The organism is Streptomyces sp. NPDC044064 (genome assembly GCF_056434245.1).
Genome location: NZ_JBWKFN010000030.1, coordinates 1 through 12,488, shown reverse-complemented (window position 1 = coordinate 12,488; position 12,488 = coordinate 1). Strand labels below are relative to the sequence as shown.

General features: G+C 72.8%; 13 protein-coding genes. 7 read left to right on the top strand and 6 right to left on the bottom strand.

Annotated features, from left to right (window positions below; genetic code table 11):
• Nucleotides 1–4: 4 nt before the first annotated feature.
• From AC07DS_RS36160 to AC07DS_RS36150, 3 genes are read left to right on the top strand one after another with little or no spacing between them, the layout of a single operon-like run.
• On the top strand, nt 5–766 hold the full coding sequence (locus tag AC07DS_RS36160) for a chorismate synthase (RefSeq protein ID WP_479152336.1): 762 nt from the start codon (nt 5–7) through the stop codon (nt 764–766).
• On the top strand, nt 763–1,872 hold the full coding sequence (menC, locus tag AC07DS_RS36155; protein WP_479152334.1) for an o-succinylbenzoate synthase: 1,110 nt from the start codon (nt 763–765) through the stop codon (nt 1,870–1,872). The genes AC07DS_RS36160 and menC overlap by 4 nt, the downstream gene beginning before the upstream one ends.
• 41 nt (nt 1,873–1,913) lie before the next feature.
• The gene (locus tag AC07DS_RS36150) at nt 1,914–2,705 is read left to right on the top strand and encodes a S16 family serine protease (RefSeq protein WP_479152333.1); all 792 of its coding nucleotides are present in this window, start codon (nt 1,914–1,916) and stop codon (nt 2,703–2,705) included.
• 36 nt (nt 2,706–2,741) lie between these two features.
• Here AC07DS_RS36150 and AC07DS_RS36145 read toward each other — a convergent pair whose 3' ends face one another.
• The 4 genes from AC07DS_RS36145 to AC07DS_RS36130 all read right to left on the bottom strand — a co-directional run bounded on the left by AC07DS_RS36145 (nt 2,742) and on the right by AC07DS_RS36130 (nt 4,967).
• Nucleotides 2,742–2,924, bottom strand: coding sequence for a hypothetical protein (locus AC07DS_RS36145; protein ID WP_479152332.1), 183 nt, complete (start codon nt 2,922–2,924; stop codon nt 2,742–2,744).
• 51 nt (nt 2,925–2,975) lie between these two features.
• Nucleotides 2,976–3,560, bottom strand: a complete 585-nt coding sequence (locus tag AC07DS_RS36140; RefSeq protein ID WP_479152330.1) for an ArsR/SmtB family transcription factor — start codon at nt 3,558–3,560, stop codon at nt 2,976–2,978.
• Between the two features lie 14 nt (nt 3,561–3,574).
• Complete coding sequence (locus AC07DS_RS36135) at nt 3,575–4,423, bottom strand: ABC transporter permease (protein ID WP_479152487.1); 849 nt, start codon at nt 4,421–4,423, stop codon at nt 3,575–3,577.
• 61 nt (nt 4,424–4,484) lie between these two features.
• Complete coding sequence (locus AC07DS_RS36130; protein WP_479152329.1) at nt 4,485–4,967, bottom strand: Lrp/AsnC family transcriptional regulator; 483 nt, start codon at nt 4,965–4,967, stop codon at nt 4,485–4,487.
• Between the two features lie 122 nt (nt 4,968–5,089).
• On the opposite strand from AC07DS_RS36130, the gene hppD reads away from it, so the two are divergent.
• A complete protein-coding gene (hppD, locus tag AC07DS_RS36125) occupies nt 5,090–6,235 on the top strand; it encodes a 4-hydroxyphenylpyruvate dioxygenase (protein WP_479152327.1) in 1,146 nt (381 codons plus the stop codon).
• Between the two features lie 30 nt (nt 6,236–6,265).
• On the opposite strand, the gene AC07DS_RS36120 is transcribed toward hppD, so the two are convergent.
• The gene (locus tag AC07DS_RS36120) at nt 6,266–7,753 is read right to left on the bottom strand and encodes a tetratricopeptide repeat protein (RefSeq protein ID WP_479152326.1); all 1,488 of its coding nucleotides are present in this window, start codon (nt 7,751–7,753) and stop codon (nt 6,266–6,268) included.
• A 92-nt stretch (nt 7,754–7,845) separates the two neighbouring features.
• Here AC07DS_RS36120 and AC07DS_RS36115 point away from each other — a divergent pair, with 92 nt between their 5' ends.
• Nucleotides 7,846–9,261: an FAD-binding oxidoreductase gene (locus tag AC07DS_RS36115; protein ID WP_479152324.1), complete on the top strand. Its 1,416-nt coding sequence runs from the start codon at nt 7,846–7,848 to the stop codon at nt 9,259–9,261.
• Between the two features lie 38 nt (nt 9,262–9,299).
• On the opposite strand, the gene AC07DS_RS36110 is transcribed toward AC07DS_RS36115, so the two are convergent.
• Complete coding sequence (locus AC07DS_RS36110) at nt 9,300–9,713, bottom strand: SsgA family sporulation/cell division regulator (protein ID WP_479152322.1); 414 nt, start codon at nt 9,711–9,713, stop codon at nt 9,300–9,302.
• A 233-nt stretch (nt 9,714–9,946) separates the two neighbouring features.
• On the opposite strand from AC07DS_RS36110, the gene AC07DS_RS36105 reads away from it, so the two are divergent.
• A complete protein-coding gene (locus AC07DS_RS36105; RefSeq protein ID WP_479152320.1) occupies nt 9,947–11,488 on the top strand; it encodes an RDD family protein in 1,542 nt (513 codons plus the stop codon).
• A gap of 75 nt (nt 11,489–11,563) precedes the next feature.
• Nucleotides 11,564–12,328, top strand: coding sequence for an RDD family protein (locus AC07DS_RS36100; protein WP_479152318.1), 765 nt, complete (start codon nt 11,564–11,566; stop codon nt 12,326–12,328).
• Nucleotides 12,329–12,488: the final 160 nt, after the last annotated feature.

The window sequence follows — 12,488 nt, the reverse complement described above, 5'->3', positions numbered from 1 at the left end:
AGTCATGACCACAGGAGTCACCGTCCGTACGGTCCACGACGTCACCGGGCTCGCGGCCGTGGCCGACCACTTCAGCGACGTCTGGCACACCCCCCGTACCGCCCCGCCCTACCCGGCCGAGGTGCTGCACAGCCTGGTGCACGCCGGTGGCGCCGTGCACGCCGCGTACGACGGGCAGCGGCTGGCCGGGGCCGCCGTGGCCGTGCTCGGAGCGGAGGGCAGCACGTACTCGCTGGTGGCGGCCGCCGACCGGGGCCTCGGGTACGCCGTGAAGCAGGCGCAGCGCGTCTGGGCCGCCGGGCTCGGCGCCCGCACCATGCGCTGGACCTTCGACCCGCTGGTCGGCCGCAACGCCCGCTTCAACCTGGTCAAGCTGGGTGCCGTCGGCACGGAGTACCTGGTCGACTTCTACGGCCCGATGACGGACGGCGTGAACGACGGCGACGAGAGCGACCGGCTGACGGTCACCTGGGATCTGGATCCGACGGCGCCGAGAGCGCCGTACGACACGGACGTCCGCGGCCCGGTCACCCGGATCGCCCCCGACGGCGGCCCGCTCGCCCGCCGCGACCTCGCCGACCGGTACGTCTGGTGCCGGGTCCCCGACGACATCGTCGCGCTGCGCGCGGCCGACCCCGCGCTCGCCCTGCGCTGGCGGTACGCCGTGCGCGAGGTGTTCCTGGAGGCGTTCGTGGCGGGCTTCCGGGCGACGGGCATGTCCCGCGACGGCTGGTACACGCTCACCCGGACGGAGGAGGCCGCATGAAGCTGGAGCGCGTGGAGATCGTGCACGTGGCGATCCCGCTGGTCACGCTCTTCCGGACGTCCTTCGGCACGATGACGACGAAGGACACCTTCCTCCTGCACGTCGTCACGGACGAGGCCGAGGGCTGGTCGGAGTTCGCCGCCGACCCCGAGCCGCTGTACTGCTCGGAGTTCGTGGCCGGCGCCGAGATCGTGCTGCGCGACTTCCTGCTGCCCCGGGTGGCCGCCCTGCCACACCTCACGACAGCCGCGCTCGCCCCGGCCATGGCGAAGATCAAGGGGCACGAGCTGGCGAAGGCGGCCCTGGAGACCGCGGTGCTCGACGCCGAGCTGCGGGCGTACGGCATGCCGCTCGCGACCTACCTCGGCGCCGTACGGGACCGGGTGCCCGCTGGGGTCTCCGTCGGCATCAAGGACTCCGTGCCCGAGCTGCTGGACGACGTCGAGCGCTACCTCGCCGAGGGGTACGTGCGCATCAAGCTGAAGATCGAGCCCGGCTGGGACGTCGAGCCGGTCCGGGCGGTCCGCGAGCGCTTCGGCGCCGGGCTGCCCCTCCAGGTCGACGCCAACACCGCGTACACCCTCGCGGATGCCGAGCATCTGCGGCGGCTGGACGAGTTCGGGCTGCTGCTGATCGAGGAGCCGCTGGAGGAGAACAACCTCCACGCCCACGCGCAGCTCCAGAAGCGCCTGGCGACCCCGGTCTGCCTGGACGAGTCCCTGCACCACGCCCGGGACACCGCCGCCGCGATCGCCATGGACGCCTGCCGGGTGGTGAACGTCAAGCCCGCCCGGGTCGGCGGCTATCCGGAGGCCCGCCGGGTCCACGACGTGGCCCACGCGCACGGGATCCCGGTGTGGTGCGGCGGGATGCTGGAGACGGGCATCGGCCGCGCCCCCAACCTGGCCCTGGCCGCCCTCCCCGGCTTCACCCTGCCGGGCGACACCTCGGCCTCCTCGCGCTACTTCGCCGAGGACATCACCGAGCCGTTCGTCCTGGTGGACGGCCACCTCCCGGTGCCGGCCACGCCCGGGATCGGCGTCGAGCCGCTGCCGGACGCGCTGCGCCGGTTCACCCGTGAGCGCCGGGACCTGTACACCGCATAGGAGACGGGGGGAGGCGGGTGGCCGTCACGTAGATTGATTACGTGCTCTCACGTCTCACGCGTCCCCAGGCCGTCGCCGTCTGCGCCGTGCCCGTCGTGGCCCTGCTCGCCACGGCGGTCCTCGCGCCGCTTCCGTTCTCGGTGGCGCAGCCCGGGATGACGGCGGACGTGCTCGGGAAGAACCAGGGCACCCCGGTGATCACCGTCTCCGGCGCACCCACCCGGACGACCGGCGGGCAGCTGCGGATGACGACCATCGAGGCGACCGGCCCGGACGCCCGGGTGTCCCTCAAGGACCTGATCGGCAACTGGTTCCGCGCGGACCGGGCCGTGATGCCCCGCGACTCGGTCTACCCGAGCGGCAACAGCGTCAAGGAGATCGAGAAGCACAACGCGGAGCAGATGCAGCAGTCCCAGGACGCGGCGACCCAGGCGGCGCTGAAGTATCTGAACCTGAGCGCCGACAAGGTCGATGTCAATCTGAAGCTCGCCGACGTGGGCGGGCCCAGCGCGGGGCTGCTGTTCACCCTGGGGATCATCGACAAGCTGAACGGCGACGGCGGCGGCGGCGACCTCACGGGTGGCCGCACCATCGCCGGTACGGGCACGATCGACGCCTCCGGGAAGGTCGGCGCGGTCGGCGGGGTGGCGCTGAAGACTCAGGCCGCCCGGCGGGACGGGGCCACCGTCTTCCTGGTGCCCAAGGCCGAGTGCAGCGATGCCAGGGCCGAGCTGCCCGAGGGGCTGCGGCTGGTCCCGGTGACCACGCTGAAGGGCGCGGTGGACTCCCTGGTGGCGCTGGAGAAGGGGAAGGGCTCGGTTCCGAGCTGTTAGGCGACTCTCCGGGTTGCCGGTCGTCGTTCCGAGCTGTCAGGCGACGGCGGGAGCCGGCTTCGGGGCGGCCGCGAGCCGCAGGCCGACCTCCACGAGGGTCCAGCCGACGCGGGTGCGCAGTTCGACCGGGGGCTTCGCCTCGGTGGCGAGGCGGTGGGCGGCGGCCTCGGCGTTCAGGTCGGCGACGTGCTGCTGGGCGAGCTGGGTGGTGAGCTGCATGGCGGGGCCTCTCGATCCGTCTCGGTCGGTCTCGGTCGGTCTCGGTCGGTCTCAGTCGGTCTCGATGGGGAACAGGTGCGTGTGGATGCGTACTTGCTCGGAACCGGGCGTGTCCGTGCCGGTGCCGCGGTTGCGGTAGTCGTCGATCAGGGCGTGCATCTTCGCGACGAGTTCGACGGCCAGCTCGGGTGTGAGCCGTAGCGTCGCGTCGCTCATGTCGGAGCCGCGGGACCAGTCCGTGGACCACCGGTCCCGGGTATTGAGCCAGGTGGCCAGCTCGCGGGCGTGGGTGCCTGCGACCTCTTGCAGGAACACCTCGGCCAGTCCTCTGACCTCGGGGCCGACGCCCTCGAACTCGTCGGTGTCGAAGACGATCCCCTGGTCCACGGCCCGCCACCAGCGCTCCCGGCCCTTGCCGTGCCCGGGTGCGTCCTCGACGAAGCCGTGGGCGGCGAGCTGGCGCAGGTGGTAACTGGTCGCGCCGCTGGACTCGCCGAGCCGGTCCGCCAGCTGGGAGGCGGTGGCGGGTCCGCGCCGGCGCAGCGTGTCCAGCAGCTGCATCCGCAGCGGGTGCGCGAGCCCCCGCAGCGAGCGGGGATCCAGCCGGCGCTGTTTCCGTTCCTCGTGCTCCGTCATGCGTACAAAGATAGCTATGCAAAGAGTCCTTTGCAAGGACTTCTTTGCATCGAGTCCGGCGCATGCGGCCGCAGCAGGGCCTGAGCCAGCGAGGCCAGCCAGTCGACCAGCAGGGCGAGGGCGAGGGTGAGGACCGAGCCGAGCACCAGCACCGGCATCCGGCGGTCGGCGATGCCCGTGGTGATCAGCACGCCCAGACCGCCGCCTCCGCCGAACGCCGCCAGGGCGGCCGTACCGACGTTGAGGACCAGGGCCGTACGGACGCCCGAGAGGATCAGCGGGGCGGCGAGGGGAAGTTCGACGCGGGCGAGGACGGCGAGCGGGGACATGCCGATGCCGCGGGCCGCCTCCAGCAGGTGCGGGTCGATGGCCCTCAGGCCCGCGACGGTGTGGGCGAGGACGGGCAGGACCGCGTAGACGGCGATGCCGACCAGGACCGCCCACGTGCCCGAGCCGAGCGCGATCACCAGCAGGGCGAGCAGGCCGATCGCCGGGGTCACCGGGCCCAGGCCCACGACCGTCGTCGCCACCGGGGTGACCCTCCGGAACGCCCGCCGGGTCAGCAGGACGCCCAGCGGGATCGCGACGGCCAGGACGAGGAAGGTCGAGAGCGCCGTCAGCCGCACGTGCTGCCACAGCGCTCCGGAGACCCGCCCACCGGACAGCGCGTTCACGGAGACGGGATCGAGGTCCGCCTGCCGGAACCACAGCCAGGTACCGAGCAGCAGGGCGACCAGGAACACGGGCAGCAGGGTCAGCCGCCGCCAGGTCAGACGGGGCGCGGCCGGGTTCGGCCGGGGCGGGCCTTCCTGCTCGGGGGCGCCCTCGTCGCGGGGGGAGGGCCCGGCTTCGCGCCCGGTCATGAGCAGCTGCCGACGGCGATGGCTCAGGTACTCCCAGAAGCTCAACGGTGCTCCAGGTCGGCTAGGTCCCTTCCCGACTGTCCTCGGCCGCCTGCTCCACGAGCGGGATGATCCGCAGCGGAACGGGGTTCTCCATGACGATCGCCGTGGAGGCCCGGACGATGCCATCAAAACCGACGACCCGGTCGATCACCCGCTGAAGATCGGCGTTCGAGCGGGCCACCAGCCGGCACAGCATGTCCCCGCTGCCGGTGGTGGTGAGCAGTTCCAGCACCTCCGGAACGGTCGACAAGTGCGCCCGGACATCGGGCCCTTGCCCCTGCCGGATCTGCAGCGTGGCGAACGCGGTGACCGGGTAGCCGATGGCCGCCGGGTCCACCTGGGGGCCGAAGCCGCGGATCACTCCATTCGACTGAAGCCGGTCCAGCCGCGCCTGCACCGTCCCCCGGGCGACCCCCAGCCGCCGGGACATCTCCAGCACGCCGATGCGCGGCTCCCGGGCCAGCAGCACGATGATCCGGCCGTCCAGATGATCGATCGCCACGGCACCTCCCGGGGTGGTCATCCTGTACAGAAGGACCGCAGAAACGGTCACAGCACCAAGCAGATTGTCCAGTGAACAAAGAAACTATTGCGCACCTTGCAGGGCGGGGCCACCCTTCCGGCATGACGCAGACCACACACCACACTCCCGACACCGCCCGGCAGGCCGACCCCTTCCCGGTCAAGGGAATGGACGCGGTCGTCTTCGCCGTGGGCAACGCCAAGCAGGCGGCGCACTACTACTGCACCGCCTTCGGCATGAAGCTGGTCGCCTACTCCGGACCGGAGAACGGCAGCCGCGAGACCGCGAGCTACGTGCTCGAGAACGGCTCCGCCCGCTTCGTGTTCACCTCGGTGATCAAGGCGAGCACCGCCTGGGGCGAGTTCCTCGCCCGGCACGTGGCCGAGCACGGCGACGGCGTCATCGACCTGGCCATCGAGGTCCCGGACGCCCGCCGTGCCTACGCCTACGCGATCGAGCACGGCGCCCGCCCGGTCGCCGAGCCGTACGAGCTGAAGGACGAGCACGGCACCGTCGTCCTCGCCGCGATCGCCACCTACGGCGAGACCCGCCACACCCTCGTCGACCGCTCCGGCTACGACGGCCCGTACTTGCCCGGGTTCGCGGCCGCCGCGCCGATCGTCGAGCCGCCCGCCCAGCGCACCTTCCAGGCCATCGACCACTGCGTCGGCAACGTCGAGCTCGGCCGCATGAACGAGTGGGTCGGCTTCTACAACAAGGTCATGGGCTTCACGAACATGAAGGAGTTCGTGGGCGACGACATCGCCACCGAGTACAGCGCGCTGATGTCGAAGGTCGTCGCGGACGGCACCCTCAAGGTGAAGTTCCCGATCAACGAGCCCGCGATCGCCAAGAAGAAGTCCCAGATCGACGAGTACCTGGAGTTCTACGGCGGCGCCGGCGTCCAGCACATCGCGCTGAACACCAACGACATCGTCGCGACCGTCCGCATCATGCGCGCGGCCGGGGTCCAGTTCCTCGACACCCCGGACTCGTACTACGACACCCTCGGCGAGTGGGTCGGCGACACCCGCGTGCCGATCGACACCCTGCGCGAACTGAAGATCCTCGCCGACCGCGACGAGGACGGCTACCTGCTGCAGATCTTCACCAAGCCGGTCCAGGACAAGCCGACCGTCTTCTTCGAACTCATCGAACGGCACGGCTCGATGGGCTTCGGCAAGGGCAACTTCAAGGCCCTGTTCGAGGCGATCGAGCGCGAGCAGGAGAAGCGCGGCAACCTGTAACCCGGCACCCCGCGCCAGGCCCTGTCGGGCCTAGGACAGGTCGGCGGGCAGGGGCTCCTCCGGCAGTTCGTCGAGCCCCTGCAGCGCCGCCTGTGCCGCCGGGACCCGCAGCGGCGAGAAGTACGGGTTGATCCGCAGCGCCTCCTCCAGGTGTCGCCGGGCCGGCCCGTACAGCTCCAGCTCGCGCTCGATCATGCCCCGGTGGTACGCGTACAGCGCGCTGCGCACCCCACCGCCCTTCGTCTTGTCCGTCGCCGTCGTGGCGTAGTCCAGCGCCTCCTCGTCGTCGCCGGTCCGGTGCAGCGCCCAGCCGAGGGCATCGGCCACCTCGATCCCGTGCTGGCGCTGCCACTCCTCCTCCAGCCGCACCACCGCGTCCTCCGGGTCCGCGTGGTCGGCCTCGAACTGCCCGATCAGCAGCTCCTCGTCGACCCCGCCCGCGACCGCCTGCCGTACCCGCTCGTGCAGCAGCTCGTACTGCTCCCGGGCCGCTCCGGGCTGTCCCAGCGACTCGTACAACTCGCCCAGCTCCAGCGCGACCTGCGGGTCCGCCCGCTTGGCCAGGGCCGTCCGGTACGCGGTGAGCGCCTCCTGGGGGCGGCCCAGCGCGGCCAGCGCCCGCCCCTGCCCGGCGAGCGCCGCCCGCTGGTCCGGGTCGAGGCGTACGGCCGCCCGGAAGTGCCGCAGCGCGTCCTCACGGTCGCCCCGCTCCCAGGCCAGCTGCCCGGCCCCGGTCAGATAGGCGGCCTGCTCGGCGGGGGTGCGGGCGGCCGACGCCGCGTCCGTCAGCTGGGCCGCGGCGTCCTCGCGCCAGCCCCGGTCCCGGTAGACCGCCGAGGCCCGCGCCATCACGGCGGGCCGCTCGGCCGCGCCGGTGCGCAGCCCCATCAGCTTGTCCAGGGCGCCCCGGGCCGCCTTGTAGTCGCCGAGCCCGTTGTAGGCCTCGATCAGCGGCGCGTACGAGGTCCACCGCTTCGGCGCCAGCTTCAGCGCCTGCTCGCCGTACCGCTTGGCCGCAGGGAAGTCCCGGCGCGCGTTCGCCAGCGCGGCCAGCCCGCCGAGTGCCTGGGCGTTGCCCGTGCCCCGCACCTGAATCGAGGCCTGCAGCGCCCGCTCGGCCTTCGGATAGTCCGCCGCGTCGGCGCCGTGCCGCCCCTGCTCCAGGTACGCGCTGCCCAGTACCGCCCATGCCAGGGCGTCCCGCGGCTGCGCCCGCACCCGGCTCTCCTGCTGCCCGATCAGCGCCGCCAGCTCCGGCAGCGCGGCCGGCATCCCGGAGGAGACCGCGGTCAGCGTCTGCGCCTGCAGCCGGGCCTGGGCCCGCGGGCCCGGTGCCGCCGGTGCGGCCGGGGGGCGCGGCTCGGCCGGCAGCAGGATCAGGGCCGTGCCCGCGGCGACCCCGCAGACACACCCGGTGACCAGCACGCGCCGCAGCCACCGACCGGGGCGGCGCGGCGGAGGCGGCTCGGTCACCACGGAAGTACCGGGGGCGGAGTGGCCGTACTGTCGGATCTCCATGCCGCTCACTGTGCGGCAGTACGACCGGCACGTCCGGGTGGCCCAAGGGCGGCACGGACGGGGTTCACACCGATGGCCCCGGGTGCGACGCTGTGATCATGAGCCGTATCGAAGCGCGTCCCGACGAAGACGCCGTACACACCGGTAACCTCACCGACCGGCTCCTGGCCGGCCTGCCCGCCGAGGCCGTCCTCACCGACCCCGACGTCATCTCCTCCTACGCCAACGACATGGCGAGCTTCTGTCCGGCCGGTGCCCCGGCCGTGGTCGTCCTGCCGCGCACCGTCGAACAGGTCCAGCACGTCATGCGCACCGCCACCGAGCTGCGCGTCCCGGTGGTCCCGCAGGGCGCCCGCTCCGGTCTGTCCGGGGGCGCCAACGCCACGGAGGGCTGCATCGTGCTGTCCCTCACCAGGATGGACCGCATCCTGGAGATCAGCCCCGTCGACCGGATCGCCGTCGTCGAACCGGGCGTCATCAACGCCACCCTCTCCCGCGCCGTCGAGGAACACGGGCTGTACTACCCGCCCGACCCCTCCAGCTGGGAGATGTGCACCATCGGCGGCAACATCGGCACGGGGTCGGGCGGCCTGTGCTGTGTGAAGTACGGCGTGACCGCCGAGTACGTCCTCGGCCTCGACGTCGTCCTCGCCGACGGCCGCCTGATGTCCACCGGCCGGCGCACCGCGAAGGGCGTGGCGGGCTACGACCTCACCCGGCTCTTCGTCGGCTCCGAGGGCTCGCTCGGCATCGTCGTCCGCGCGGTCCTCGGGCTGCGGCCCAAGCCGCCCCAGCAGCTCGTCCTGGCCGCGGAGTTCGGCTCGGCGGCCGCCGCCTGCGAAGCCGTGTGCCGGATCATGGAGGGCGGGCACGTGCCCTCCCTCCTCGAACTGATGGACCGTACGACCGTCAAAGCGGTCAACGATCTCGCCCACATGGGTCTCCCGGAGACCACCGAGGCGCTGCTGCTGGCCGCCTTCGACACCCCGGACCCCACCGCCGACCTCGCCGCGGTCGGCGCGCTGTGCGAGGCCGCCGGCGCCACCCAGGTCGTCCCGGCCGAGGACGCCGCCGAGTCCGAACTCCTCCTCCAGGCGCGGCGGCTCTCGCTGACCGCGCTGGAGGCGGTGAAGGGCACGACGATGATCGACGACGTGTGCGTGCCCCGCTCGAAGCTCGGCGCGATGCTCGCCGGCGTCGAGCGCATCGCCGCCGAGTACGCGCTCACCATCGGGGTCTGCGCACACGCCGGCGACGGCAACACGCACCCCACCGTCTGCTTCGACGCCCAGGACCCCGAAGAGTCCCGGCGGGCCCGCGAATCCTTCGACGAGATCATGGCCCTCGGCCTTGAACTCGGCGGCACCATCACCGGCGAACACGGCGTGGGCGTCCTGAAGAAGGAGTGGCTGGCGCGGGAGATCGGCCCGGTCGGCGTGGAGATGCAGCGGGCGGTGAAGCAGGTCTTCGACCCGCTCGGCATCCTCAACCCCGGCAAACTGTTCTGACCCTGTCTTCTCGGACCGTGCCTTCTCGGACCGTGCCCTCACCGGGCGAGCAGTTGGTCGAGCGCGTCGTCGATGCCCAGCTGCCCGCCCTCGGCCCCAGGGGGCACCACGCGCAGTGTCCGCTCCAGCCAGGCGGACACCTGTGCGGACGGCGCCTCCAGCAGGGCGTCCCCGTCCGGCGAACTCAGCGCCATCAGCACGACGCTGCGCCCGTCGACCTTGGCCGGCCACACCCGCACGTCCCCCTGTCCGCACGGCCGGAACACCCCCTCCACCAGGAGCTCCCTGGCGAACGTCCAGTTGACGGGGCGCTCGGAGTTGATGTGGAAGGTGATGTGGATCGCGTACGGGTCGTCGGAGCGGTAGCTGAGCCGGGCCGGGACCGGGATGCTCCGCTCGGGCGACAGGACGAGCCTCAACTCCAGCTCCCGCTCCACCTCTGTGTGCTGCATGACCTGCCTCTCCTTCGTGCCGGGGCCCTTCGGACCGGGCCCGTACCAGGGGAGAGGGGACAGGTGCGCGGGCATTACGCGGGTTCGGGAAACTTTTTCGGCCCAGGTGCCCAACCTGAGCACGGCGTTGCCCGGAAAGGGGTGGGTACGGCGGGACTGGCGGTGTGGCGTGCCCCGGTCTGATAGATGTGGGGGACCCGATTCCACCCCCGAGCAGATACGGGACGACGGACATGAGCGCCCCAACCCCGGCCCCCGGTGACGACAGGCCCCGCGAGGGCTACTACCCGGACCCGTCCATCCCCGGCTACGTCCGGTACTGGAACGGCGCCTCCTGGGTGCCGGGCACCAGCCGGCCGGCGCCGAAGGACGGCGAACCGCTCACCCCGCCGCCCGGCGCCCGCCCGGCGGCGCCGTCCGTCGAGGAGACGGGCCCGCACTTCTTCGACGAGGACCCGCAGCCGCAACCCTCCGGGCAGGACCGGCCGTCCGCCTGGGGCACCGACCCCCGTGTGCCCGCGGCCGACCCGTCCCAGCCGTCCGGCCACGCGGCCCGCACCGACGGCACGGCGTCGATCCCGCCCGCGGACGACGCCGCTCCCGATCCCGGCACCTTCATCTTCCGCCGCCCGGTCCCCGGCCCCGCTGCGGTCACGGACGACGACGCGATGACCTTCGGACCGGGTCGGGGCGGGCAGGCAGGCCCGGCCGGCTCCTCGGGCACGCCCGGCTTCGGCGCACCGGCCTCCGGACCGGCGGCCGCAGGCGGCTCAGGTGCGGGAGGCTTCGGTCCGGCGCCGGCAGGGCCCGGTGCGGGTGCGGGCTTTGGTGCACCGGCCTCCGGCGGGCCGGGTGGCGTGGGCCCTGCTGCGCAGGCGTCCGGCTCGGCGGCTGCCGGTGGCTTCGCGGCCCAGGGGCCGGTCGGGGCGCCGCACGCGGGGCCCGGTGGCCCAAGTGGTGGTGCAGCGGGCGGGCTTGGCGGTCCCGGCGCGCAGGGCCCGATCGGGGCGTCCGGCGCACGGCCGGCGGCGTCCAGCGGTCCCGGGTTCGGTGCCGGGAAGGCCGCCGCGGCGCGTGCCTCGGCCGCGCAGACCCCCCAGGCCTCGGCCGGCGTGGCCCCCTCGGTGCCCCAACAGGCCGGTTCCGGTACCCCGATGGCCTCGGGGCCGGGTGGCGGGCAGGCCTCCTGGGCCCAGCAGGTGCACCAGCTGGCCGGGGGCGCGGACGAGCAGGTCGCTCCGTGGAAGCCGCCGGTGGAGGACATCTTCCAGGCGGCCGCCCGCCGGCAGGCCGCGTCCCGTCCGGCCGGCCTCGGCAAGCGGTTCGCCGCCCGCCTGATCGACAGCCTGGTCGTCGGTGCCGTCACCGCCGCCGCGGCGGTCCCGTTCGCCGCACCGGCGGTCGACCACATCCAGCAGAAGATCGACGAGGCCAAGCTGTCCGGCCGTACCGTCACGGTCTGGCTGCTCGACGGCACCACCGGCACCGCCCTCGGCATCGTGCTCGCCGTCCTCCTCCTGTTCGGCGTCCTGTACGAGGTGCTGCCCACCGCCAAGTGGGGCCGCACCCTCGGCAAGAAGCTGTGCGGGCTGGAGGTCCGGGACATCGAGGCGCACGAGCCCCCGACGTTCGGCGCGGCCCTGCGACGCTGGCTGGTCTACAGCATCCCCGGCCTGCTCGGCATCGGGATCGTCGGCGTGCTGTGGTGCCTGTTCGACCGGCCCTGGCACCAGTGCTGGCACGACAAGGCGGCCCACACCTTCGTCGCGAGCTGACCCGACGGGCGGCCCCGTACCCCGTACGGCCGCCCGCCGGATGCGGAGCCGGGGCGTTCGCGGTCCACTCGGGCCATGAGCAGCGAACCGCCCCCCGGCTCCGGAGAGCAGCCCCCCGAGGACGACCCGTTCAGGAAGCGGCCCCCCGCGGACCAGGGGTCGGGCTCGCCGTACGACACCCCGTCGGGAGCCCAGCCACCCCCACCGCCCGGCGGCCCGCCGCCGCCTCCGGGCGGCCAGCAGCCGCCGCCCGGAGGGCCTCCGCCCTGGGGCGGCCAGCAGCCCCCGCCGTACGGCGGGGGCGAGCCCTACGGTGGCGGCGGCCCGTACGGCGGTCCCGGCGGTCCCGGTGGTCCCGGCGGACCGGGCTACCCGGCCGACCCGCTCGCCGGCATGCCGCCGCTCGCCGACAGCGCCAAGCGGACCATCGCGCGCATCATCGACATGATCCTCGTGGGCATCGTCGTCTGGCTGGTCACCTGGCCCCTCGGGGTCCACCAGTACTCCGTGAACGGAGAGCGTGTCGAGGTCAGCCGGTCCCTGTGGCAGTCCTTCGTCGCCGCCGTCCTCTACGTCGCCTACGACACGATCATGATCGCCAGGACGGGGCAGACCCTCGGCAAGAAGTGGTTCAAGATGCGGGTGGCCAACCTGAACGACGGCGCCACGCCCTCGATGCAGACCTCGCTGATCCGCGCCCTGGTGCTGTGGCTGCCGTTCGCCTTCTGCTGCGCGTGCATCTGGACGGTCATCTGCGGTGGCTGGAGCTACTTCGACAAGCCCTACAAGCAGGGCCTGCACGACAAGGCCGCCAAGACCGTGGAGGTCAGCACCGAGTGAGCGCCGCGGTGTGAGACATGCGGTGTGAGACGTGCGGTGCGAGAAGTACGGCGCAAGGGGGAAAAAAAAGAGGAGGGGGGGGGGGGAGGGCGGGGGAGGGGTGCGTGGCTGGGGTGTGTGTGGGGCTGGGTTGCTGTAGCCCCAGGACACGCGACCGCAA